The following is a 25642-nucleotide window of genomic DNA, read 5'->3' as shown; positions in this document are numbered from 1 at the left end:
AACTAACCATTTTGATTAAACTAATAGCGCTTTTATCTACAGTATTTATTAACTTATTTGCAGGAATAATTTTGTTAGGAACTTCCGATAAGCAATTTAAAAATCGCTTTTTTTTAAGTTTATTTTTTTTTGACAGCTTTATTTTATTTACAGGTCATTTTTTATCTTTTAATGAAGTTTGGCATACTTTCAAATATTTCGATTTCTTATTTATAACTTCAATAGTAGCATTTTATCCTTTTTATTATTTGTACCTATATAGTGCTTTTAACATGAATTTTATTAAGGCTAAATTTATTGTTCATTTTATACCTGCTATTGTAATTGGTTTAGTAATGCTTATTATTTCCTATACTGCTAGTTGGAATGAATATTATGAGTATATGCAAAACAACTTAAATGGTACACCTTTAAAAAATACTACTTCAAAAATTTTATCGTACTTATACAAAGGCAGTAGAGCATTTCATTTAATACAAATAGTAATCTATAATTTTCTTGCAATTCGATTTATATTAAAAGCCAGAAAACAAATGAATAATTTGTTTTCGAATTTAGATAAATATCAATTAAAATATTTTTATATAGCAAACATATCATTTATTATTTGTATGTCTGTGCCAGGTGTTTTTGTTACTATTTTAGGAAGAAAACCTATTAATACTGATATTATTTCTTATTTAGTTTTATGCTCTTTGTTTACACTACTTTATATAATATTGGCTATTGTTGGTTTAAAACAAATCCCAGCAAAAATTAATATTAGTTCTAAAGAAGATAAAACCGAAAATAAAATTTCATTAAGCAATATTGAAGCTGATTTTGATTTAAATGAAATACATCAAAATTTAATGAACTACTTTGACAAAAAGAAACCTTGGCTTCAACCCGATTTAAATATTTGGGATGTATCTAAAAATATTGGTTCTAACAGAACATACGTTTCAAAAGTTATTAATGAAGAAATTGGTTGTAATTTCAATCAATTTGTTAACGGATATAGAATAGAAGAAGCTAAAAAATTATTAACAAAAACACCCTTAATTCCTATATCTGAAATTAGCGAACTTTCTGGGTTTGGCTCTGTAAATTCTTTTATAAGAATATTTAAAGCTTCAGAGTTGTGTACGCCTAACCAATATAGAATGTAGCTGTAAGTTTATACGATTTAAGGATTCCTTTTTACGATTTAAACACTAAAATAAAACAATCATATTTAACTTTACTATACAAAACTAAGTTCATTGTTAAATACTATTGGGAATGAATTGCTAAAAGGAAATTTATAGTGTTTCCCACAGACACTTTTTTAAATTACTTTCAAAAACTTTGGACTTAGTTTTATTCTATAAAATCGTTTTCATAACATTAGATTTAAATACAGTTTCATTCCACTCTTTACTTGGAATACTACTTGCAGTTATACCTCCACCAATATAAATTGAAACCACGTTAGTATTTACTTCCATACATCTTAAATTTACAAATAAGTTTGTTGATGAATTTATATTTAGTTCTCCTAAAAAACCTGTGTAATACTTTCTATTATATTGTTCATTATTCAAAATAAACTCTTTAGCATTTTCTTTAGGCATTCCACAAACTGCAGGTGTTGGATGCAATTTATGTATCAATTGTTCAACCGTATTTTCAGAAACTACTTTAGAAGTAATATCGGTTTTTAAATGCAATAAACTTCCAGCTTTTACAGTATATGGACCAACAGTTTTAATTGTAGAGAGAATTGGTTTTAAATTATCTAAAATATAATCTGTTACAATTTTTTGCTCTTCCAATTCTTTAGTTCCCCAATTTACATTTAAACTACCTTCATAATTTTGTGTTGAAGCTAAAGACATTGTTTTAAAAACACCTTTATCAATTTGTATTAAACGCTCTGGAGATGCTCCCATCCAAAGTCCTGTTTTTGGATGAAACCAGCAATAAACAAACGCATTTTTGTATTTATGCAGCATATTAATAAATGTTTTTATAACATCCATATTAGCCACCTCAACATTTTCTTTTCTAGAAATTACAATCTTTTCAATTTTAGTTTTATTAATGTGTTTAACTGTACTTTCAATTAAATTTTCATATTCTTTTTTTTCTAATGAAGAAGATAAAACACTAAAATTAGAGTTTAAATATTCAAAGTTACTATCTTCAACAACTGTTGAAATTTTTGAAGAATTATTTAATGAAATTATATAACTATTTTCTGAATTAGTAAACGGACAAAAAACAAACCCTTTGCTATTAAACGAGTCTAAACTTATTAAATTATCTGTATTTTGAAGCAATCCAAAAACCTCAACTTCATTAATGTTTCTATACATTACAAAAGGTGTTTTAGCTTTAAGCTTTTGAGTTATTTTGTCAAAAAAATCTAAATTATTTAATTGCAATTTGTTTTAATTTAATTGTTGTAATAAAGTTGTTTTAATTTCTTTAAATCTAGTCCACACCAAACCATGACCAGCATTAGGTAAAGTTATTAATTTATAGTTTCCATTAATATATTGTTTTTTTAAATAAACTGAATTATCATAGGGTACAATCCAATCTTTATCTCCATGAAAACTAATAATTTCATTAACATTTAAATTCCATTTGTTTTCAAAATTCTTTAAATCTTTTGGGTGCGATATTTTCTCTTTTGATGCCGCTTTCCATACTTCAGGAACTAACCACTGTGTTAATTTCCACTTATAAAAATTCAACGCCCAAGGCATTGGCTCTACTTTAGAATATACAGCTGGAGCTAATAAAATTACTTTTTTATACGTTTTATTAGAAGCTAAAGCAATTGGTCCTCCGTATGAATAGCCTACCAAAATTATTTTTTCAGAAGGAATATTTTTAATTAAATCTTCTAATAAATTCTTTTCAAACTCAATTGATTCCTGAACATCTCCAGTTTGAAACACTCCATAACCTACTCTATCATAAGCAATTAAATTTGCTTTTTTATTTAAATCTTTATCGGTCAAATACTTTTTAAAATTAATTGCTGAACCTATAGAGCCATGAATAAATACTACTGTTGGAAGTGTAGAATCATTTTTTTTCTGAAGTGCTAACACTCTATATGTAAACCCTTCAAATTTTTTTGTTGAAATAAATACTTCTGTATTTTCGGCTTTAAAAGATTCATTAATTTTCTCATCAGTTTTTGGAGTAGACATTTTATAAAACAAAATGTATAAAACAATCACTAGCAATAGTAAAATAATCCCTATTAGTTTTAGTATTTTTTTTAGTTTTTTCAACCTACTATTTGGCAAGAATAAAATTGGTTAGTTTACATAGTGAAATTACTCTACCTCTATCATCAACTACTTTAATTTCAACCAAATGAATTGTTTTTCCTTTATGAATAATTTTGCCAGTAGCAGTAACCATTCCACTTTTTACACTTCGTAAATGATTTGCAGAAAATTCAATACCTCTAACAGTGTATTTTTCCATATCTATTGCTAATAATGATGTTGGACTTCCAACACTTTCAGCCAAAGCCATAGTAGCGCCACCATTTAAAATTCCATCTGGTTGATGTACTTTTGAAGTTACTGGCATTGTGGCTACCAAAAAATCTTCTCCATAATCGGTATATTTAATATCTAAAGTTTCCATCAATGTGTTTTTGCACATTGCATTAAACTTATCTAATGTTGATTTTTTATCCATTTTAATTAACAATTGATTGGTAAAAATACTAATTAAAAGTACTAACTTTGCCGCAATATAAAAAAGAATTATGGCATATAAAATTAGAGCAATTTTAGACGTAAAAGAAGATGTTTTTAGAGATGTTTTGGTATATGAAACTTCTAGTTTAGAAGATTTACACTTTACCATTGCAAAATCGTTTGGATTTAAAGGTCAAGAAATGGCTTCGTTCTATTTAACTGATGATGATTGGGAGCAAGGCGAAGAAATTCCTTTATTTGATGTTTCTGAAGATGGTTCGGCTTTAACTATGTCAAAGTTTACCGTTGAACAAGTTCTAAAATTGGAAGGTGCTAAACTTATTTATGTGTACGATTTTTTTAGTATGTGGACTTTTTATATTGAAGTTACAGATATTGCTTACAAAACTACTGAAGAATTACCTTTTATAGCACTTTCTTTTGGTGAAGCTCCAGATGAAGCTCCAGAAAAAGAATTTACTGCCGAAGACAATGATTTTGATGATTTTGATGCCTTTGACAGAGAAGATGGTTTTGAAAATATAGACGATTTAGATTTGGATAATTACTAGTTATCTTAAATGATTCTTTTTAATTAAATAAGAATTTACATTCTCATAATTTCTAACAACAAATTCAAAAGCTACACCTAAAATATCGCCCATAGATTTTGCTTTTTTAAACTTTACATCTTTTGTATATTCTACTAAACCCATTTTCAACTCATTAATTTTTTCAGGAGTTGATATTGTATCGTTTTTCATACATTTTACCAATCTACGAATTCGCTTTTGAGAACCTTTTAATCTTCTAGCAATAGCTGAACGCTCTTCACGCTTATATTGTTCAATAGATTCTGGTTGTAAATTATCAGCAACCATTTTAACAAACGGATAGTTTTCTTTAAAAAATTGAGGAAAGTATAACCTTAAATTTCCTTCATAACTTTGCTGATCAAAATCCATTGCTCTAATTCTATATTGCACTTGATCAAAATCATACGAAGCTACAATTACATAATTATAAGCTCTCATATCACCTAATAAACGAATCATACAACGTTCATTAAACTTTACAAACTCTTTAGCTAGTCTTTTTTTACCATTTACCGAAACACGTTGAACATCTTCAGCTAAAAAAACATCTCCTGGAATACCTAAAACATGTTCTTCAATTAAAGTGTCTTCATAAACTAAAAAATTAATATTATTTGGTGATAAAATATGCTCTAGTTCCAAACCATAAACACGTGAAGCATCTGCAGTTTTAACGTATAAATAGGTATGGTTATCGTTTAAAATATTTCTTACTTTTATACGGAAGGGTTTAGAGTTTCCGAACGTACAATAATCTATGGCATCAACAGATAAAAAACTTAAAGACTCTTCACTCCCATCTCCATGTAAAATCATGTACATGCGCTTTAAACTCATATCAATTTCATCACGCTCATGTTCAGGATAGTAAACTCGAATCCATAACGTATCATCTCCATTTTTGTCATATACTTCAATTGCTCCAGAAAAACGCAATAAATCATCATAACAAACAGGAATTTTAATACTTCTGTTATAAATAGATAAGTATTCATACAAATCCTTATTTATTGGAAATGCAGGTTTTTTTAATAAAACTATCTTCTCTTCTTCCATACCTCAAAAATATTATAAAAAATCTAATTTCCTATATTGCTGTAACAAATCTCTCTAAAAGTCGTCTTAAAACTATACTAAACTTCAAAATATTGGAAACAATTCTATCTATTAGCAATTTAAACAAAAAATTTGGACATATTCATGCGGTAAATAATTTATCTTTTGAAATTAAAAAAGGAACCGTTTATGGTATTCTTGGTCCAAACGGAAGTGGAAAATCTACAACGCTTGGAATAATTTTAAATGTAGTAAACAAAACTTCAGGAGAATTTAGTTGGTTTAATGGAGATTTATCTACACATGAGGCACTAAAAAAAGTAGGCGCTATTATTGAAAGACCTAACTTTTATCCATACATGACTGCTATTCAGAATTTAGAATTAGTGTGTAAAATCAAAGAAATTCCTTTTAACAAAATTGAAGAAAAATTAAAAACAGTTAATTTATTTGAAAGAAGACATAGTAAATTTAGAACTTTTTCATTAGGTATGAAACAACGTTTAGCTATTGCTTCTGCATTGTTAAACGATCCAGAAATTTTAATTTTAGATGAACCAACCAATGGTTTAGATCCACAAGGAATTCATGAAATTAGAAAAATAATTAAAGATATTGCGGCAAATGGCACAACCATTCTTTTAGCTTCGCATTTATTAGATGAAGTTGAAAAAGTGTGTTCTCATGTTGTTGTTATTAGAGAAGGTGTAAAATTATACTCTGGAAGAGTGGATGAAATGACCGCCTCGCATGGTTTATTTGAATTGAATGTTGAAGAAAATAAAGAAACATTGTTAGAATTACTTTCTAAATTTGATGGAATTGCATCTACAAAAACTGATAATTCTATAATTATTGCTACACTCAACAAACCCATTTCAGCTTCAGAAATTAATAAATTCTTATTTGAAAACGGTGTTGTTTTAACACATTTGGTTAAACGTAAACCTAGTTTAGAACAACAATTTTTATCACTAACAAAGAACAATTAAAATGCTACGACTTTTAAATATAGAAATTCATAAATTAAAACATAATAGAGCAAGTAAAATTTTAATTTTAATTTACTTTTTATTGCTCACATCAATCGCTTTAATTGCGGCTATTAAATTTGATATTGGACCTGTTAAATTTCATTTAGCGGAACAAGGAATTTTTAATTTTCCTTATATCTGGCATTTTAACACTTATATGGCATCCACATTCAAATTTTTCTTATTGCTTGTAATTGTATCTATGATGGCGAATGAATACAGTAATAAAACACTAAAACAAAATTTAATTGATGGCTTAAGTAAAAAGGAATTTATACTCTCTAAATTTTATACTGTTATTCTATTAGCAGCTATTTCAACTATTTTTGTATTTGTAGTTTCACTAATTCTAGGTTATGTATATTCTGACTTTAATGAAATTTCTATTATTACTACTGATTTAGAATATCTATTTGCCTTTTTTATAAAATTAGTTGGTTTTTTCTCTTTTGGGTTATTTCTTGGAATTTTGGTAAAACGTTCAGCTTTTGCTGTTGGAGCCATGCTTATTTGGGCTATGTTTGAAGGTTTTGCAAAAGGTATACTCTATTGGAAATTTAAACCAAATGCTGATGATTTAATGAGAATTTTTCCATTAGAAGCTATGAGCAATCTAATAAAAGAACCTTTTACCAGATTAAGCGCTGTTAAAACGGTTGCAAAACAAGTTGGTGAAGATCTATCTAAAGACTTTTCAGTACAATTTTTTGATATAGTAATTGTACTATTTTGGACAGCAATTTTTATCTATTTATCGTATGCTTTACTAAAAAAACGTGATTTATAACTGTTTACTCCTTCGCTAATAAATGCTTACAACATTAAAGGTTATAGTGTTAAAGTTTAAAATTTAATCTTCGCATCTATAATGGCTACGGTAGATAATATATATTAAATTACGCGTTTATAAAAGTTGAATACAAGTACAAAATAAAAACGCAAAACAAACTACACATAATAACACATTAACAAACTAGTACAAGCCATACTTCAACAATAATTTTCCAAGTAACTTATTCATATTTGGGGAAATATAAAAAAATCATTATAGTTTAATTCAATAGTAATATAATATTTCATTTACTTTAAATATATTTGGGTATTGTTTATTTGAATACTTCTTAATGAAAAATTATATATTTTGTCTTCTTTTATTAATACCAATGTTTATTTTTAGCCAAGGTGAAGCTAACAATTGGTATTTTGGGTTAAATGCAGGAATAAATTTTAATGGTGATACTGTAACTGCTATAACTGGAAGCCTTTCTACTAACGAAGGTTGCTCTTCATTTTCTGATAAAGATGGAAATTTATTATTCTACTCTGATGGAACTACAGTTTGGAACAAAAATCATAATCCAATGCCAAATGGTAATGGAACCTTAAAAGGTCATCCATCTAGTACCCAATCTGCAATTATAGTTCCGCATCCTGGAAATAGCGACCTTTATTATATTTTTACTGTTGGTGCTAGAGTTGGTCAAGTTGGAGAATTTGGATTTCACTCTTATATTGTAAACATGACATTAGATGGTGGTTTAGGAGATATACAAGGTGGAAATACAGATTTATCTAACGGATTAAATACAAATTGGAGTGAGAAAGTTACTTCAGTAAAAGGTTCTGAATGTAATGAATTCTGGGTAATATCATTAGTAAGTAATACGTATTACAGTTATAAAATAGATTTAAACGGATTAAATACAACACCAGTAATTTCAACTGTTGATTATGCCTTTTCAGATAGACGTGGTTATTTAAAAGTTTCTCCTAATGGTGAGAAATTAGCAAGTGCAACATTTACACAATATACAGATGGAAGTGGTAATAATATAATTGGTAATGGAAAACTTCATTTATACAGTTTTGATGATACAACTGGAATAGTTTCTAATAATGGAATTGAATTAATTAATGTAACAACTGATGGAGCACCTTATGGTGTAGAATTTTCACCTAATTCAACTAAATTATACACCTCAACATTCAACGGAACATATAACAAATTATACCAATTTGATATTGAAAGTACAGATATTCCAAACAGTAAAACCTTAATAAAACAACAAATAGGTTTTAGAGGTGGATTACAATTAGCACCAAATGGAAAAATTTATGCAACTGTTCCTGTTAGTTATGATCAAGGAACAAACACTTTAGATATAATTCACGAACCAGATAATGAAGGTATAGCTTGTAATTACGAAACAGATGGTTTTACGTTAAATGGAATGTCTATGCAGGGTTTACCTCCATTTATAGCTTCACTATTAATACCTATTGAAATTACAGATGGTATCTCAACTGAAAACCTCAATAATACAACCATTCAAAAATGTATTGGAGATAACCTTACGCTTACACCTCAAAATATTGAAGGTTCTCCCGTTTATAAATGGTTTTATAATAATATAGAAATAAGTAATTCTCCTAATCTAACCTTTACAAATTTACAACTAACTGATTCAGGAAGTTATGAAATTGAGATATCTACAGTAGATGATTGCGGTTTTAATACTACATACAAAGGTAGCTTTGAGATTAATGTTAACGAACTTCCAAATACATTTCCAACAATTATTTACAATCAATGTGATATAGATTCTAACAGTACAGATAGTAATCTACTATTTAACTTAAATTATAAAATTGAAGAAATTACAAATAATGTTAGTGATTTAGAGGTTACTTTTTTTGAAAATGAAACCGACTTTTCTAATGATAATTTTATTACATCACCCGAAAATTATCAAGTTTCAAATAGCACAACTCTAATTGTTAAACTAACAAACATACTAACGGGCTGTTATGTAAAAGGCTCTATTGAATTAAATGTAATTCCAACTAGTTTAAGTGATTTTGGAATTAGGTATACTTGTGAAAACGATTTATCATTAGGTTTAACAGATCAGCTTAAAAGTATTCCAAGTAACACTGGTTATTTTGATTTTGAAGAAATAAGAACATCAATTTATAATTTATATACAAACCCAGACATTGAAGTTAGTTTTTATGAAACCGCCGAAAATGCACAACTTCAATCAAATCCAATTACTGGTGTAAATGAATATTCTAATACAGAAATAATTGTAGTAATTTCAAATAAATTAACAAAAAATTGCGATTCTGCTGGTACATTAAAACTTCAACTAAATTCACTACCTGATCCTGAAGGAGAAGATGAACCTTTAATTTTATGTGTAAATAATCCAATTGATAGTCCTCAATTAATTTCTTTAAATATAGACGGTTCTACATCTAATTCTACTGATACTTTTCAATGGTATTTAAACAATACTCCAATATCTGGAGCCACATCTAGCAATCTCGATGTTTTTGAAAAAGGTACTTATAAAGTTGAAGCTACTAGAGAATATTTAAATAACACTACTGATACTTCTGATGATAACTACTGTTCAGCATATAATACATTTATTATTGAAGAGTCTAATAGCCCTCTTATTACAATAGATGATTTAACAATAATAGACGATTCTACAAACAATTCAATAACAATAAATGCAAGTAATTTAGGTATTGGAAATTATTGGTTTGCTTTAGATAATGGAAGTTATCAAGATGAACCTTATTTTGATAATATTTCTCCTGGTATTCACCAAATTTATGTTGCTGACCAAAATGGATGTAGTCCAATTGTTTCTATCGAAGTACCTATAATTGGTTTTCCAAAGTTTTTTACACCAAATGGAGATGGCCTAAATGATACTTGGCAAATTCAAGGTTTAACCGAAGGCTTTTATGCAAATTCTAAAATCTATATTTTCGATAGATTTGGAAAACTAGTTGCAAAAGTAAATCCTGAAAGCGAAGGTTGGGATGGATTATTTAATAACAAAACTTTACCCTCAACTGATTATTGGTTTTCTATTGAATTAATAGATAGCAATGGAAATGTAAAACTTCGTAAAGGCCATTTTAGCTTAATTAGATAGCTTAAAACAATATTTTTTTGCTTCTTTTTCGTTTTTAATTTATTAGAAATAAGATATTTATCATATCTTTATAAGAAACGAAAAATCTTTTCCCTATGAAAAGAATCTTATTTTTTTGGTTAATAATTATTCCCTACATATCATTAGCTCAAAAAGAAGCTGCTATATGGTATTTTGGGGAAAATGCAGGGTTAGACTTTAATTCTGGAAGTCCTGTTGTATTAACTGATGGGCAATTGGACACTTTTGAAGGCTGTGCTACTATAAGTGATTCAAATGGAAATTTATTGTTTTATTCTGATGGTGTAACTGTTTGGGATAGAACTCATACCATTATGCCAAACGGAACAGGTTTACTTGGAGATGTTAGTAGTACACAATCTGCTATAATTATTCCAAAACCCAATAATACTGATCAATATTATATTTTTACTGTTGATGATAGACCAGCAACTACAGTGGGTTCTAACGGAATAAACTATACTACTATTGATATGACCTTAAACGGTGGTTTAGGAGATGTTGTAGTCGCTGAAAAAAACTTGGGCCTATTAGGTAATGCATACGAAAAAATATCGGCTATAAATCATTCAGATAATAACACCTATTGGGTAGTTACTTTTGTTCAAAATAGTTTTTACTCCTGGAGAATTGATGCTACAGGAGTTAATACAACTGCAGTAGTAAGCAATGTTTCTTCAACAAGTGCAACTAGAGGTTGCCTAAAAATTTCTCCAGATGGAACAAAAATAGTTTGTGCAAATTTTGGAAGCGGACAAAGTTTACGCTTATATGATTTTAACGATACAACTGGTGCAGTTTCTAATGAACAAACTTTAACTCTAGATGAAAACGATGATATTCCTTATGGTGTAGAATTTTCTCCAGACAACTCTAAATTATACGCTACAACAAGTAAATTAAGCGGAAACACACACATAACACCTGGTAAATTAATTCAGTATGATTTATTAAGTGCAAATATTTCAACATCTAGAGTATTAATTCACTCATCTAATGTGAATACCAGAGGTGGACTTCAACTTGCTATTGACGGTAAAATATATAGAGCGCTCTCTGTTTCTGCAGTAAATCAACTAGGAACCAACTTTTTAGGAGTAATACACAACCCTAATGCAAGTGGAGCTGCTAGTAATTACCTTCATAACAATTTAGATATAAGTGCTGGTGACCCAAACCGAAAAGTGGTAGAAGGCTTACCTCCTTTTATTCAATCTTTTTTTAGAACAAATATTTATGCCAATGATGTTTGCTTTGGAGATGCCACCCAATTTAACTTAAGCTCTACATCAATTCCAGATAGTATTCTTTGGGATTTTGGTGATCCGGCTTCAGGAATAAACAACACTTCAACATTAGAAAATCCTACACATGTATTTTCTGCTCCAGGAGTATATACCGTTACAGCAAGTGTTACCGTTGGATTGATTACAACTGATATTACTTTAGAAATAACTATTTATAGTTTACCAATTATTACTTCACCCTTAACTTTAATACAATGTGATAATGATTTAGATGGAATTACTGATTTTAATTTAGAAGAAGCAAACACTGCTATATCTTCTGAAACTCCAGCTCCAACAATAACATATTTTTTATCACAAACAAATGCTGAAAATAATACGTCTTCTATTCCAAACCCAACTACATTTTCCAATGCAGATTCAGTTACCCCAAATACTGTTTGGGCCAGAATTGAAAATGCTGTAGGTTGTTATACAACTGCTGAAGTAAATTTACAAACCACTTCAACTCAAATTCCAGCAAGCTTAATGTTAAACTTTTATGAATGTGATAATGATACTGATGGAATTATAAATTTTGATTTTAGTACAGCTACAAGTCAAATTGAAACTGCTCTTTTACCTGCAACTAATTTATTGATTACATATTATGAAGATATGATAAATGCTTTAGCTGAAACAAACGCTATTGATGAAACCAACTATACAAATACAACTCCAACAACACAACAAATTATAGTTAGAGTAGATGATTTAAATAATGGCTGCTATGGTTTAGGCTATCATGTAACACTCAATGTAAAATCAATTCCTCAATTTGATTTAGATACTACTATTGAATTCTGTGCAAATGACACCAATAAAACTGTTGAAATTTCGAATCCAACTGATGTGTACGATTATCAATGGGAAGATTCATTAGGAACTATTTTAAGCAATACTTCTTCATTTACAGCAACAACAAGTGGAGATTATATAGTAACAGCTACCAGTCAAAATATTGTAGGTGGTATTTCTTGTGAAAATTCTAAAACAATACAGGTTACAATAAACCCAATTCCAGTTATTACAACTCCAGTAACTTTAATTCAATGTGATGATGATTTAGATGGTATTGTTGATTTTAATTTAGAAGAAGCCAATGCTGCAATATCTTCTGAAACACCAGCTCCAACAATTACTTACTTTTTAGATGAAATAAATGCATTAGCAAACACAAATCCAATAACAAATCCTACTAGTTTTTCTAATAGTATAGCTACAACGGTTTGGGCAAGAATAGAAAACGCTTCAAATTGTTATGTTACAGCTCAAGTTAATTTATCGTTAGCTGCCACAAGTATTCCAAGTGATTTAATGATTACTTTTAATGAATGTGATGATGCTCTAATTGACAATAACGATACTAATGGAATTAAAACTTTCGATTTTAGTTCCGCTACAACTACTATTCTAAATGAATTACTTCCTGAAACAAATTTAGAAGTTTATTATTACGAAACTATAGCAGATGCTTTAGCAGAAACTAATGTAATTGACCCAACTAATTTTAGAAACTCAATTCCTTTTACACAAGAAATAATTGTTAGAGTTGACGATTTAAATAACGATTGTTTTGCTTTAGGAAATTACATCACTTTAAATGTAGAACCTTTACCTACCTTTACTTTACAAACTGAAGTAACACTTTGTTTAACTTCATCAAATTCAAAAATTAGTGTTGAAAACCCTCAAGATGATTATATATATGAATGGCAAAATGAATCGGGTATTAGTGTTGGAAATACGCAAGAAATAGAAGTTGACTCTGCAGAATTGTACACAGTAATAGTTCAAAATAATTCTGCTTCAGCATGTGATAAAATAGCATCAATCCAAGTTATTGAAGCTCCAATAACTCCATTAAGCGAGTTTTCAGAAACTAACTTACAAATTCAATCAAACAGTTTAAATAACACCATAACTATTTTAACGGATAACTTACCAAGCGGAAATTTAGAATTTGCTTTGGACAATGGAATGTATCAAACAGAAAATATATTTACACCAGTTTATGGAGGTGAACATACTATTTATATAAGAGATTTAGAAAATTGTACAGCATCACAAATACAAACATTTTTAATTAGTGTACCTAACTTTTTTACTCCAAATTTTGATGGAACTAATGATACTTGGCAAATATCTGGTATAGAATTTCAACCTAATTCAAATATTTACATTTTTGATAGGTTTGGAAAATTATTAAAAGTGTTAGATCCTCTTGGACCAGGATGGGATGGTTTATATAAAGGAAATAAATTACCATCTACAGATTATTGGTATAAAATAGAATTAGAAGATGGACGAGTTTTAAAAGGTCATTTTAGTTTAATTCGCTAATCTAAAAAATTCGGCAATAAAAATTATTACCTTATTTTTGCAAAATGCAATTCAAATTAGAAGCCAATTTTAAACCAACCGGAGATCAACCTGAAGCTATAAAACAATTAGTTGATGGTATTAATAATGAAGAAAAATATCAAACTTTACTTGGTGTTACTGGGTCTGGTAAAACATTTACGGTTGCTAATTTAATTGAAAAGGTTGAAAAACCAACGTTAATTTTAGCACATAACAAAACGTTAGCTGCTCAATTATATTCTGAATTTAAACAGTTTTTCCCAAACAATTCTGTTGAATATTTTGTTTCGTATTACGATTATTACCAACCTGAAGCATACATCCCAGTTACTGGAACATATATAGAAAAAGATTTATCTATAAACGAAGACATTGAAAAACTTCGTATCAGTGCTTCTTCTGCTTTATTATCTGGTAGACGTGATGTAATTGTAGTTGCTTCAGTTTCTTGTTTGTATGGTATTGGAAACCCAATAGAATTTAAAAAGAACGTAATTAAAATTGAAGTTGATCAAGCAATTTCGCGTACCAAATTTTTACATCAATTAGTAACTTCATTATACTCTAGAACTGAAACTGAAGTTTCTTCGGGAACGTTTAAAGTAAAAGGAGATACTATAACTATTTTTCCTTCTTATGGTGAGCACGCGTATAGAATTCATTTTTTTGGTGACGAAATTGAAGAACTAGAAAGTTTTGATGTTGAAAATAATACGGTAATTGAAAAATTTGAAGAACTAACCATTTACCCTGCAAACCTGTTTGTGACTTCTCCTGATGTTTTACAAAATGCAATTCATGCAATTCAGGAAGATTTGATGAAGCAATACGACTATTACAAAGAAATTGGTAAACACCTTGAAGCAAAACGTTTAAAGGAGCGTACAGAATTTGATTTAGAAATGATACGTGAATTGGGTTATTGTAGCGGAATTGAAAATTATTCTCGCTATTTAGATGGAAGAAATCCTGGAACACGTCCTTTCTGTTTGTTAGATTATTTCCCAGATGATTATTTAATGGTTATTGATGAAAGTCATGTTACAGTTCCTCAAGTTCACGCTATGTACGGTGGAGATAGAAGTAGAAAAGAAAACTTGGTTGAATATGGTTTTAGATTACCATCAGCAATGGATAACAGACCTTTAAAGTTTGAAGAATTTGAAGTAATTCAAAACCAAGTAATTTATGTTAGCGCCACACCTGCTGATTATGAATTGCAAAAAACAGAAGGCGTTTTTATTGAACAGGTTATTAGACCTACAGGATTATTAGATCCTGAAATTGAGGTTCGTCCAAGTATCAACCAAATAGATGATTTAATTGAAGAAATTCAAATTAGAGTTGAAAAAGATGAACGCGTTTTAGTTACAACATTAACCAAACGTATGGCCGAAGAGTTGACTAAATATTTAACTCGAATTCAAATTAGATGTAGATATATTCATTCTGATGTTGACACATTAGAACGTGTTGAAATTATGGCCGATTTACGTAAAGGTTTATTTGATGTGTTAATTGGTGTAAACTTATTACGTGAAGGTTTAGATTTACCTGAAGTTTCACTTGTTGCTATTTTAGATGCTGACAAAGAAGGTTTTTTACGTTCTCATCGTTCATTAACACAAACCATAGGTAGAGCTGCTAGAAATGTAGAAGGTAAAGCTATTATGTATGCAGATAAAATAACTAGAAGTATGCAGCAAACAATTGATGAAACTGAAAGACGAAGAGAAAAACAAATTGCTTACAATACGGCAAATAACATTACGCCTACTCAAATTAAAAAAAGTATAGAAAATACACTAGGAAAAAATACAGGATCATCATACCAATACGATGATTCTGCTGCAATGGCTGCTGAAGAAGAATTAGGTTACTTACCTAAACATGAAATAGAAAGTAGAATAAAAGAAAAACGCAAACTCATGGAGGAAGCAGCAAAAGGTTTAGATTTTATTGTTGCCGCTCAATTACGTGATGAAATTAAAATATTGAAAGAGAACCTATAAAAAAGTCGTTGCGAACACAGTGAAGCAATCTCACAATTCATAATTAAAAAATTCTTCGATCTTACAAAAAATTTGATTTATAGTGTTTTTTATACAATTTCAAATAAATGTTTCATATTTGTAAAAAATCAAGAACATTTATGAATACTTTAAAATATCTATTAACTATCTTTTGTTTCCTGATTACTTTTCAAAACTATGGACAAAATCAACTAAAAATTTCTGGAAAAGTTGTTGATGAAAAAAGTAAATCTCCAATAGAATTTGCTACTGTTGCCATACTAAAATCTACTACTTCTGAAGCTATCACAGGAAATACAACAAGTACAAATGGTACATTTTCTTTCAATATAAAAAATCAAAATTTTTATATTCAAATTAGTTTTATAGGTTATAAAACATTGAATATAAAAGAGTTTTCTATTAATAATAATGTTTTAAATTTAGGTACAATTTCACTAACTGAAAATGCCGAAAGTTTAAATACTGTTGTTGTTAGAGCCGAAAAATCTACTACCGAATTTAAATTAGATAAACGTGTTTTTAATGTTGGAAAAGATTTAAGCAGTACCGGAGCAAGTGCGTTAGAAATTTTAAATAATGTCCCATCGGTAAATGTAGATATAGAAGGAGAAATAAGTTTAAGAGGAAGTTCAGGAGTCCAAGTTTTAATAAATGGTAAACCAAGTGTTTTAACTAGCACCGAAGGAAATGCTTTGGGTTCAATTACTGCTGATATGATAAGTAGCGTTGAAGTTATTACCAATCCTTCAGCAAAATATGACGCAGAAGGAACTACCGGAATTATCAATATTATTTTAAATAAAAATGATAAAAAAGGACTAAATGGAGCTGTTAGCCTAAATGTTGGAACACCTACAAACCAAAGTATTGGTTTAAGTTTAAATAAACGCACCGAAAAATTTAATTTATTCAGTCAATTTGGAATTGGAAAAAGAATTTTCCCTAGAGATAGTTATACTGAAACTAATGATTTAATCGAAGAAACTACATTAATAACAGCTAGTGAAAACGATAAACAAGAAAAATTTTACAATATTGTATTAGGCACAGATTACTATATTAATAAAAATAATGTTTTAACACTTTCAGGACATTATGCTTTTGAAAAAGAAGATGAAGATTCACATTTAATTTACAACTATTCAAAACCTTCAACTAGTAGTTCATCTGAATGGACAAGAGATGAAGACACAAAAGCTGATAATCCAAAATATGAATATGAACTTCAATATAAAAAGGATTTTAATCGTCATAAAAAACAAGAATTATTATTCAGCGCTTTAGGTTCTTTCTTTGGGAAAGATAAACTATCTAATTTCACAAATTCTAACAGTAATTCAGAACAAAATGAAACTGATTTTAAACGAGCAGAATACACGTTTAAATTAGATTATGTTCACCCAATAAACAATACATTTACCATTGAAACTGGATCACAATACCTAATAAATAATGTTACAAACGATTATGTGATAAGAGATCTTATAGATAATGTTTGGGTAAAAGACAACTATTTATCAAATGTTTTTGAATACAAACAAAACGTATTGGCTGGGTATGTTACAACTGCCTATGAAAATGATTTTTGGGGATTAAAAATTGGATTACGAACAGAAAACACCAATATATCTACGCTACTTGAAAACACAAATCAAGAAAACAAACAAAATTATACTGATTTTTTCCCTAGTGCTCATACATCCTATAATTTATCTAAAAAAGTTTCTGTCCAAGCAGGTTATTCAAAAAGAATTTATAGACCTAGAATGCGAAATTTAAATCCATTTTTTAGCATAAGAGACTCTTACAATCAAACTGTTGGAAATTCAAATTTACAACCTGAATACTCTGATTCTTATGAAATTACTTCTATTTATAAATTTAATAAAATAAATTTCAATTTGGGTTTGTATTACATTTACACTACCGATGTTATAGAACGTATTACTACTTATGAAAATCAAATTCAAACTAGAATGCCAGAAAATATTGGAACAAAAAAATCAACAGGAATTGAATTAAACGGAAAATATACTCCTACAAAATGGCTAAATTTTAATGCAGATTTAAATTATGGTTTTTATAAAAGAGATGGTGAATTTGAAGGTGAAAGTTTTGATTTTGAAACTAATTCTTGGCGATCAAAATTTACTACTAAAATAAAATTACCTAGAGATTTAGATATTGAAATAACAAATCAATACAATTCTGGTTTTGAAACTATACAAGGTGAAATTGCATCTAATTATTATGCCAATTTAGGAATAAGAAAAAAAATTGCTAAAGGAAAAATTATCTTAAATTTAAGTATTAGAGATTTATTTGAAAGCAGAGAATATGAATCTACAATTATTCAAACAGATTATAACACTTTTAGTAAAAGTTCTAGAGGAAGGTTTGTAGTTTTTGGTATAAGTTATGGATTTGGAAAAGGAGAAGCAATGGAGTTTGGTGGTCACAAAAGATTTTAATAAAAAAACTGTCTAAAAAGTATTTGAAATTAATTTGACACTAAAATCACTTTTTGGACAGCCTCTTATATAGTAACTATATTCTAAAATAGAATTAGTTTCCTTTTGCGTAATCTTCTAAAAATTTAGCTAAACCACTATCAGTTAATGGATGTCTTAACAATCCTGTAATAGAACTTAAAGGTCCAGTCATAACATCACTTCCTAATTTTGCACAATCAATTACATGCATTGTGTGACGAATTGAAGCTGCTAAAATTTGAGTTTCAAAAGCATAGTTATCATAAATTAATCTAATTTCAGAAATTAAGTTTAAACCATCAGTTGAAATATCATCTAAACGTCCTAAAAAAGGAGAAACATACGTTGCTCCTGCTTTTGCAGCCAATAAAGCTTGACCAGCAGAAAACACTAATGTTACATTTGTTTTAATTCCTTTATCAGAAAAATATTTACACGCTTTTACTCCATCAGCAATCATTGGTAATTTAATTACAATTTGTGGATGTAAAGCAGCTAAAGCCTCTCCTTCTTTTATCATTCCTGCAAAATCTGTTGAAATTACTTCAGCAGAAACATCACCATCAACAATATTACAAATATCTACATAATGTTGTAAAATATTGTCTTGCCCTGTTATACCTTCTTTAGCCATTAACGATGGGTTTGTTGTAACTCCATCTAAAATTCCTAAAGCTTGTGCTTCTTTTATTTGCTCTAAATTAGCTGTGTCTATAAAAAATTTCATATTACTTATTTTAAGTTGTTCTGTATGAATGCAAAAGTAATTAAACTTATTACATTTTATAATGATTCATTAATAACTTTTCGTAAACTTTATCAGGTAAAATACGTTTTAAAGCAATTGAGAATTTTTGCATAAAATCACCTACTTTATAATGCACTTTTGGATTGACATTATTTATAATTTTATAAATAGCTTCAGCCATTTCAATGGGATCACTTCCACTATCAACGTGTGCATCCATTAAATCTAAATTTGACTGATATATATCTTTATATGGTGAAGTTTCAAAAACGGGTGTATGATATCTACCAGAAGCAATATTGGTTGCGAAATCTCCTGGAGCAACATTGGTAACTCTAATACCAAATTGCTTTACTTCCATACGCAAAGCTTCCGTAATTAATTCTAAAGCTCCTTTTGTTGCAGAATAAACGCCTCTAAATGGTAAACCCATATAACCAGCAATTGAGGTTACATTTACAATTAATCCATCTTTTTGCTTACGCATTTGAGGTATAACCGCTTTCATTACTTCAATGGCTCCAAAAAAATTGGTTTCAAATACATTACGCATTTCTTCGGTTGGAGTTTCTTCAATTGGGCCTGTTATTCCCATTCCTGCATTGTTTACCAAAACATCTAATTTTCCTTCGTTTTTAATAACTTCAGCAATTGCAGATTCAATAGTTTCAACATTCCTAACATCTAAAGCCACTAATTTAAATGGGTGATTTTCAATTTTTGAAGGATTTCTACTAGTTCCGTAAACTATAAATCCTTTTGAAGTTAGAAACTCACCAACAGATTTTCCAATTCCTGATGAACCTCCTGTAATTAATACAACTTTTGACATTTTATTGAAGAATTATTAAATAAATGATTAAAATTTTAGTTCAAAAATACATTTTCAAACTAATATGATAGCATTTTAATAACGATTTTATTTGAAGAAAAAAGTTTTTTTAAACGTAACTTTAGCGCATAAAAAATGGCAAGCTACCTACATCACACTGCTACAACCTAATACCTTTGCTGCGTTCCCGCCCTGGAGGATTCAAAGGGAGCTAGTTGTGTAGGACTTGCCGATGCAAATTTACAATCATTTTTTAGTTTACACAATCATTTTTTTTATATTTTTATGTAACATTTTTAAGCATCTGTTTACTAATAAATTATAAAAATATAAATCAATTAATAAACTATAACAATGTTACTATTAGACCTTAATTAGTATATTTGTTTAACTAAAATCAAACTTTATTATGGAAAACCAAAAATCATCAGCTACAAGTGTAATGTTAAACTATGGTTTAATATTAGGATTTATTTCAATTTTAATGGCTGTTGTCAATTATGCAATAGGAGACATTTATAAACCTCACTGGGGAATTGCAGTATTAAGTTTTGTATTAACAACTGCACTAATTGTATTAGGACTAAAAAAAGTTAAAGAAAACAATGGTGGATATTTAAATTTAGGTGAAGCTCTTAAAACAGGATTAGGAATAGCTCTTATATCAAGTATTATTTACGTTATCTACTTATTTATTTTTACAAGTTATATTGAGCCAGAATTTTACCTAAACATGGCAAAAGTCCAAGAAGCTACAATTCTAGAGCAATATCCAAATATGAGTGATGAACAACTTGAAACCTCAAAAGAAATGGCTTCAAAATTTATTGGTCCTGGAGTTACTACAGCTTTTACATTAGCAGGTAGTTTATTCTTTGGTTTTATCATATCTTTGATTGCAGGATTAATAATGAAAAAATCTGAAGAAGAATAAAAACATTTTAAATGAATATATCAGTAGTAATTCCACTACTAAACGAAGAGGAATCTTTAAACGAATTATACGATTGGATTGCAAAAGTTATGCAATCCAATCGTTATTCTTATGAAATACTTTTTATTGATGATGGTAGTACAGATACTTCTTGGGAAGTAATTGAAAAACTTTCGGAAAAAGATAAAAATGTTAAAGGTATTCGCTTTCAAAAAAATTATGGAAAATCCCAAGCATTAAACGCTGGTTTTTTAGAAGTACAAGGTGATGTTGTTATTACCATGGATGCCGATTTACAAGATAGTCCAGATGAGATTCCAGAACTTTATAATCTAATTAACACTAAAGGTTTTGACTTAATATCTGGTTGGAAAAAGAAACGTTACGATTCTAAAATTAGAAAAAACATACCTTCAAAATTATTTAACGCAGCTGCACGAAAAACTTCTGGATTAAAATTACACGATTTTAATTGTGGTTTAAAAGCCTATAAAAAACAAGTTGTAAAAAGTGTTGATGTTAGAGGTGAAATGCACCGTTATATTCCTGTACTTGCAAAAAATGCAGGTTTTACTAAAATAGATGAAAAAGTAGTAATTCACCAAGCCAGAAAATACGGAGTTACTAAATTTGGAATGGAAAGATTTATAAATGGTTTTTTAGATTTAATTACCATTTGGTTTATCTCTAAATTTGGTAAACGTCCAATGCACCTTTTTGGTTTATTAGGTACTATTATGTTTGCTATTGGTTTTCTATTTGCATTTTATTTAGGAATAGATAAACTTTTTATACATACAGAAGGACGTTTAATTACACAACGCCCTGAATTTTACATTTCATTAATTACTATGACTATTGGAACTCAATTCTTTTTAGCTGGTTTTTTAGGTGAAATGATTTTACGCACAAAAAACAATGAAAAAAGATATACTATAACTTCAAAAATTAATTTATAACGTTTTAGTAAAAAGTTCTAAAAATTAGTATAATTAGCATTATTTTTACAACATATTACATTCAATTTTAAGCCTTAATTATGGACACAATATTAGAAAAAGCAAAACTTTGGTTAACAGACACTTTTGATGTTGAAACTCAAAAAGAAATCCAAAATTTAATAGATACAGATCAAGATCAACTAGCTGATAGATTTTATAAAAATATGGAATTTGGAACTGGTGGAATGCGTGGAATTATGGGCGCAGGAATTAACCGAATTAATAAATATACACTAGGTAAAGCTACGCAAGGTTTATCTAATTACCTTTTAAAAACATTTCCAAATAAAGAACTAAAAGTTGCAATTGCTTTTGATTGTCGCCACAATAGTAAAACATTTGGAAAATTAGTAGCCGATGTATTATCAGCTAACGGAATTAAAGTTTTCATATTTGAAGATTTACGTCCTACACCAGAACTTTCATTTTCAGTAAAACATTTAGGTTGTGATGCTGGTATTGTTTTAACAGCTTCTCACAATCCTCCAGAATACAATGGTTATAAAGTATATTGGAATGATGGTGGTCAAATTGTACCTCCACAAGATGGTGATATTATTAACGAAGTTAACAAATTAGGTTTTGATGAAGTTAATTTTGAAGCTCAAGAAGATTTAATTGAAATGATTGGCGAAAAAGTAGACAATGCTTTTATTGATGCTTCAGTAAAAAACGGAACTTTTTCAACAACAAAACAAAGAGAAAACTTAAAAATTGTATTTACATCATTACACGGTACATCAATTACAGCTATTCCAAACGCTTTAGAAAAAGCTGGATATACTGATGTTAATATTGTTGAAGAACAACGTGTACCTAATGGAGATTTTCCAACAGTAGCTTCACCAAATCCAGAAGAACCTGCAGCATTAAAAATGGCAACAGATTTAGCTGAAAAAACCAATGCTGATATTGTAATTGGTACAGATCCTGATTGTGATAGATTAGGTATTGCTGTTAGAGATTTAGAAGGAAATATGAAGTTGTTAAACGGTAACCAAACTATGTGTTTAATGACTAGCTTCTTAATTAAAAAATGGAAAGAAGAAGGTAAATTAAACGGCAAGCAATTTGTTGGTTCTACTATAGTTTCTACTAATTTAGTAAATGAAATTGCTGATAGCTTTGGAGTTGAAACCAAAGTTGGTTTAACTGGTTTTAAATGGATTGCTAAAATGGTTCGTGAAGCTGAAGGTAAACAAGATTTTATTGGTGGTGGTGAAGAAAGTTTTGGTTATATGGTTGGAGATTTTGTTAGAGATAAAGATGCTGTTACCGCAACTTTATTAGCTTGTGAGATTGCAACTAGCGCAAAAGCTAATGGAAGCTCAATGTACCAAGAGTTATTACAAATTTATGTAGATAATAATTTTTATAAAGAACATTTAATTTCAATAGTTAAAAAAGGAATGGATGGAGCACAACAAATTGCTCAAATGATGGTTGATTTACGTCAAAACCCTGTGAAAGAAATAGATGGCTCTAAAGTTACTTTTTTGTTTGATTATGATGCATCAACTAAAACAAATCTTTTAACTGGTGATGTTGAATCTATAGATGTTCCAAAATCAAATGTTTTAATTTACCATACTGAAGATGGAACTAAAGTTGCTGCTAGACCTAGTGGAACTGAACCTAAAATTAAATTTTATTTTAGTGTAAAAGATGAATTATGTTGTATTGAAAAAGCTAAAGAAATTGAAGCTGGTTTAGATACAAAAATTCAACGTATTATTGCTGAAATGAAATTAGCTTAATGGATTATTTCAAAAAGATATTAAAATACTCAAAACCTTATCTTAAATATGCATACTTAAATGTTGTTTTCAACATTTTGTATGCATTATTTAATGTACTTTCTGTTTTAGGTTTTATACCTGTACTCGGAATTTTATTTGGAAAAGAAGAAAAAACCTATTCAAAACCAGTTTACAGCGGAATTTCGAGTTTGTATGATTTTGTTTCAGGCTCTTTAAATTATAAGGTTACCGAATTAATGGAAAGTGGTGGAATTGATAAAGCGTTGCTGTTTATTTGTATTTTATCTTTTAGTTTGTTTTTCTTTAAAAATTTATTTAGATATTTAGCTTCTTACGTATTGGCTTTTTTACGCAATGGAGTTGTAAAAGACTTACGCGACAGCTTGTACCATAAAATAATAGAATTACCACTCGCCTACTTTTCTGAAAAGAAAAAAGGAGATATTATTGCACGTATGACTTCTGATGTTCAAGAAGTTGAAAACTCTTTTTTAACTTCGTTAGAAACCATTGTACGCGAACCTTTAACCATTGTTTTAACATTAATATCAATGTTTGCTATTAGTGCAAAATTGACATTATTTGTATTTATTCTATTACCTGTTTCTGGATTTATTATTTCTGCAATTAGTAAAAAGTTAAAAGCAAATTCATTATTAGCACAGCAAGAAACTGGTAATTTTCTATCTTTTATTGAAGAAACTTTATCAGGTTTACGTATTATTAAAGGTTTTAATGCTGAAACTAAAATTGAAGCTAAATTCAACAATTCAACAACTAAATTTAGAAATTTAATGACCAGTGTTATTCAACGTAAAACTTTGGCTTCTCCAATGAGCGAATTTTTAGGTTCAGCAACTATAATTGCAATTTTATGGTTTGGAGGAAGATTGGTTTTAGCTGATAATAGTGATATGCAACCTCAAGAATTTTTTGGATATATTGGGTTGTTTTATTTAGTATTAAATCCTGCAAAGGCAATTTCAACAGCATTTTACAGCATACAAAAAGGAAATGCTTCAGCAGAACGAATTATTGATATTTTAGAAACTGAAAATACTATTGTAGACAAACCAACTACAATAAAAAAAGAGTCATTTGATAAAACTATCTCTTTTGAAAATATTTCATTTAAATATAAAGATGACTATGTTTTAAAAGACTTTTCATTAACCATTCCAAAAGGGCAAACAGTTGCACTAGTTGGTCAATCTGGAAGTGGAAAATCTACTTTAGCAAATTTGATAACACGTTTTTACGATGTTAATAAAGGTTGTATTAAAATTGATGGAATAGATATTAAAGATATCCCTCAAAAATCATTAAGAAATTTAATGGGAATTGTCTCACAAGAGTCTATTTTGTTTAATGATACTGTTAAAAACAATATAAGTTTAGGTGTTGAAAATGCTACATTAGAACAAGTTAAAGATGCTGCCAATATTGCAAATGCACATGAATTTATAAAAAACTTACCACTACAATATGAAACCAATATTGGAGATAGTGGGAATACACTTTCTGGTGGACAAAAACAACGTTTAAGTATTGCGCGTGCTGTACTTAAAAACCCTCCAATTATGATTTTAGATGAAGCAACTTCTGCTTTAGATACTGAAAGTGAACAATTGGTACAAATAGCTTTGGAGAAAATGATGGAAAACAGAACATCTTTAGTTATTGCTCATCGATTATCTACCATCCAAAAAGCCGATAAAATTGTTGTAATGAAAAAAGGCGAAATTGTTGAACAAGGTAAACACGAAGAGTTATTAGCTAACAAAGGTGAATACTTTAAGTTAGTAAGTATGCAATCTTTATAAGGTTATACGTATTT

At 28.8% G+C, this 25642-nt stretch carries 18 protein-coding genes and 1 other RNA gene; 12 read left to right on the top strand and 7 right to left on the bottom strand.

Going from position 1 to position 25642, the window contains the following annotated elements; genetic code table 11:
* The first annotated feature begins 272 nt into the window (after positions 1–272).
* Positions 273–1151 (top strand): helix-turn-helix domain-containing protein, encoded by an 879-nt coding sequence (locus R3X25_RS08625; RefSeq protein WP_317673870.1) that lies wholly within the window; start codon positions 273–275, stop codon positions 1149–1151.
* Between the two features lie 195 nt (positions 1152–1346).
* On the opposite strand, the gene R3X25_RS08620 is transcribed toward R3X25_RS08625, so the two are convergent.
* The 3 genes from R3X25_RS08620 to R3X25_RS08610 all read right to left on the bottom strand — a co-directional run bounded on the left by R3X25_RS08620 (position 1347) and on the right by R3X25_RS08610 (position 3690).
* A complete protein-coding gene (locus R3X25_RS08620) occupies positions 1347–2339 on the bottom strand; it encodes a chorismate-binding protein (protein ID WP_317673868.1) in 993 nt (330 codons plus the stop codon).
* A 75-nt stretch (positions 2340–2414) separates the two neighbouring features.
* Complete coding sequence (locus tag R3X25_RS08615) at positions 2415–3188, bottom strand: alpha/beta hydrolase (protein ID WP_317673866.1); 774 nt, start codon at positions 3186–3188, stop codon at positions 2415–2417.
* Between the two features lie 88 nt (positions 3189–3276).
* Positions 3277–3690 (bottom strand): PaaI family thioesterase, encoded by a 414-nt coding sequence (locus R3X25_RS08610; protein ID WP_317673864.1) that lies wholly within the window; start codon positions 3688–3690, stop codon positions 3277–3279.
* Positions 3691–3760: 70 nt separating this feature from the next.
* On the opposite strand from R3X25_RS08610, the gene R3X25_RS08605 reads away from it, so the two are divergent.
* Positions 3761–4264 (top strand): IS1096 element passenger TnpR family protein, encoded by a 504-nt coding sequence (locus tag R3X25_RS08605; RefSeq protein ID WP_317673862.1) that lies wholly within the window; start codon positions 3761–3763, stop codon positions 4262–4264.
* On the opposite strand, the gene R3X25_RS08600 is transcribed toward R3X25_RS08605, so the two are convergent.
* Positions 4265–5344, bottom strand: coding sequence for a hypothetical protein (locus R3X25_RS08600; protein ID WP_317673860.1), 1080 nt, complete (start codon positions 5342–5344; stop codon positions 4265–4267).
* Positions 5345–5436: 92 nt separating this feature from the next.
* Here R3X25_RS08600 and R3X25_RS08595 point away from each other — a divergent pair, with 92 nt between their 5' ends.
* From R3X25_RS08595 to R3X25_RS08570, 6 genes are all read left to right on the top strand, one after another.
* Positions 5437–6336 (top strand): ABC transporter ATP-binding protein, encoded by a 900-nt coding sequence (locus R3X25_RS08595; protein ID WP_317673858.1) that lies wholly within the window; start codon positions 5437–5439, stop codon positions 6334–6336.
* A 1-nt stretch (position 6337) separates the two neighbouring features.
* Positions 6338–7165, top strand: coding sequence for an ABC transporter permease (locus R3X25_RS08590; protein ID WP_317673856.1), 828 nt, complete (start codon positions 6338–6340; stop codon positions 7163–7165).
* A gap of 337 nt (positions 7166–7502) precedes the next feature.
* The gene (locus tag R3X25_RS08585; protein WP_317673854.1) at positions 7503–10331 is read left to right on the top strand and encodes a T9SS type B sorting domain-containing protein; all 2829 of its coding nucleotides are present in this window, start codon (positions 7503–7505) and stop codon (positions 10329–10331) included.
* 95 nt (positions 10332–10426) lie between these two features.
* Positions 10427–13981: a T9SS type B sorting domain-containing protein gene (locus R3X25_RS08580; RefSeq protein ID WP_317673852.1), complete on the top strand. Its 3555-nt coding sequence runs from the start codon at positions 10427–10429 to the stop codon at positions 13979–13981.
* Positions 13982–14025: 44 nt separating this feature from the next.
* Complete coding sequence (gene uvrB / locus R3X25_RS08575; protein WP_317673850.1) at positions 14026–16014, top strand: excinuclease ABC subunit UvrB; 1989 nt, start codon at positions 14026–14028, stop codon at positions 16012–16014.
* Positions 16015–16154: 140 nt separating this feature from the next.
* Positions 16155–18509 (top strand): outer membrane beta-barrel family protein, encoded by a 2355-nt coding sequence (locus R3X25_RS08570; protein WP_317673848.1) that lies wholly within the window; start codon positions 16155–16157, stop codon positions 18507–18509.
* A 94-nt stretch (positions 18510–18603) separates the two neighbouring features.
* Here R3X25_RS08570 and fsa read toward each other — a convergent pair whose 3' ends face one another.
* The 3 genes from fsa to ffs form a co-directional block, all read right to left on the bottom strand.
* Positions 18604–19257 carry a fructose-6-phosphate aldolase gene (fsa, locus tag R3X25_RS08565; protein ID WP_317673846.1) on the bottom strand — a complete coding sequence of 218 codons (654 nt, stop codon included), beginning with the start codon at positions 19255–19257 and terminating at the stop codon, positions 18604–18606.
* Positions 19258–19306: 49 nt separating this feature from the next.
* Entirely contained in the window at positions 19307–20110 is an 804-nt protein-coding gene (locus R3X25_RS08560) for an SDR family oxidoreductase (protein ID WP_317673844.1), read from the bottom strand.
* Positions 20111–20243: 133 nt separating this feature from the next.
* Positions 20244–20342: signal recognition particle sRNA small type (ffs, locus tag R3X25_RS08555), an RNA gene on the bottom strand.
* Positions 20343–20519: 177 nt separating this feature from the next.
* Between ffs and R3X25_RS08550 the strand changes: the two genes are divergently transcribed.
* The 4 genes from R3X25_RS08550 (at position 20520) to R3X25_RS08535 (ending at position 25628) form a co-directional block, all read left to right on the top strand.
* Positions 20520–21044: a DUF4199 domain-containing protein gene (locus tag R3X25_RS08550; RefSeq protein ID WP_317673842.1), complete on the top strand. Its 525-nt coding sequence runs from the start codon at positions 20520–20522 to the stop codon at positions 21042–21044.
* A gap of 11 nt (positions 21045–21055) precedes the next feature.
* Positions 21056–22003, top strand: a complete 948-nt coding sequence (locus R3X25_RS08545; RefSeq protein WP_317673840.1) for a glycosyltransferase family 2 protein — start codon at positions 21056–21058, stop codon at positions 22001–22003.
* Positions 22004–22083: 80 nt separating this feature from the next.
* Positions 22084–23802, top strand: coding sequence for a phospho-sugar mutase (locus R3X25_RS08540; protein WP_317673838.1), 1719 nt, complete (start codon positions 22084–22086; stop codon positions 23800–23802).
* Positions 23802–25628, top strand: a complete 1827-nt coding sequence (locus R3X25_RS08535; protein ID WP_317673836.1) for an ABC transporter ATP-binding protein — start codon at positions 23802–23804, stop codon at positions 25626–25628. The genes R3X25_RS08540 and R3X25_RS08535 overlap by 1 nt, the downstream gene beginning before the upstream one ends.
* Positions 25629–25642: the final 14 nt, after the last annotated feature.

The organism is Lutibacter sp. TH_r2, from assembly GCF_033101135.1.
Classification (GTDB): domain Bacteria; phylum Bacteroidota; class Bacteroidia; order Flavobacteriales; family Flavobacteriaceae; genus Lutibacter.
Note: the sequence above shows the minus strand (reverse complement) of the source record. Positions and strands in the feature narration are given on the sequence as shown.

Excerpts from the sequence above, each read along its gene's own strand:
- R3X25_RS08570 (WP_317673848.1), top strand. The coding sequence starts at position 16,155 with ATGAATACTTTAAAATATCTATTAACTATCTTTTGTTTCCTGATTACT.
- R3X25_RS08610 (WP_317673864.1), bottom strand. The coding sequence starts at position 3,690 with ATGGATAAAAAATCAACATTAGATAAGTTTAATGCAATGTGCAAAAAC.
- R3X25_RS08540 (WP_317673838.1), top strand. The coding sequence starts at position 22,084 with ATGGACACAATATTAGAAAAAGCAAAACTTTGGTTAACAGACACTTTT.
- R3X25_RS08550 (WP_317673842.1), top strand. The coding sequence starts at position 20,520 with ATGGAAAACCAAAAATCATCAGCTACAAGTGTAATGTTAAACTATGGT.
- fsa (WP_317673846.1), bottom strand. The coding sequence starts at position 19,257 with ATGAAATTTTTTATAGACACAGCTAATTTAGAGCAAATAAAAGAAGCA.
- R3X25_RS08625 (WP_317673870.1), top strand. The coding sequence starts at position 273 with ATGAATTTTATTAAGGCTAAATTTATTGTTCATTTTATACCTGCTATT.
- R3X25_RS08585 (WP_317673854.1), top strand. The coding sequence starts at position 7,503 with ATGAAAAATTATATATTTTGTCTTCTTTTATTAATACCAATGTTTATT.
- R3X25_RS08600 (WP_317673860.1), bottom strand. The coding sequence starts at position 5,344 with ATGGAAGAAGAGAAGATAGTTTTATTAAAAAAACCTGCATTTCCAATA.
- R3X25_RS08545 (WP_317673840.1), top strand. The coding sequence starts at position 21,056 with ATGAATATATCAGTAGTAATTCCACTACTAAACGAAGAGGAATCTTTA.
- R3X25_RS08590 (WP_317673856.1), top strand. The coding sequence starts at position 6,338 with ATGCTACGACTTTTAAATATAGAAATTCATAAATTAAAACATAATAGA.
- R3X25_RS08615 (WP_317673866.1), bottom strand. The coding sequence starts at position 3,188 with ATGTCTACTCCAAAAACTGATGAGAAAATTAATGAATCTTTTAAAGCC.
- R3X25_RS08535 (WP_317673836.1), top strand. The coding sequence starts at position 23,802 with ATGGATTATTTCAAAAAGATATTAAAATACTCAAAACCTTATCTTAAA.
- R3X25_RS08605 (WP_317673862.1), top strand. The coding sequence starts at position 3,761 with ATGGCATATAAAATTAGAGCAATTTTAGACGTAAAAGAAGATGTTTTT.
- uvrB (WP_317673850.1), top strand. The coding sequence starts at position 14,026 with ATGCAATTCAAATTAGAAGCCAATTTTAAACCAACCGGAGATCAACCT.
- R3X25_RS08580 (WP_317673852.1), top strand. The coding sequence starts at position 10,427 with ATGAAAAGAATCTTATTTTTTTGGTTAATAATTATTCCCTACATATCA.
- R3X25_RS08560 (WP_317673844.1), bottom strand. The coding sequence starts at position 20,110 with ATGTCAAAAGTTGTATTAATTACAGGAGGTTCATCAGGAATTGGAAAA.
- R3X25_RS08620 (WP_317673868.1), bottom strand. The coding sequence starts at position 2,339 with ATGTATAGAAACATTAATGAAGTTGAGGTTTTTGGATTGCTTCAAAAT.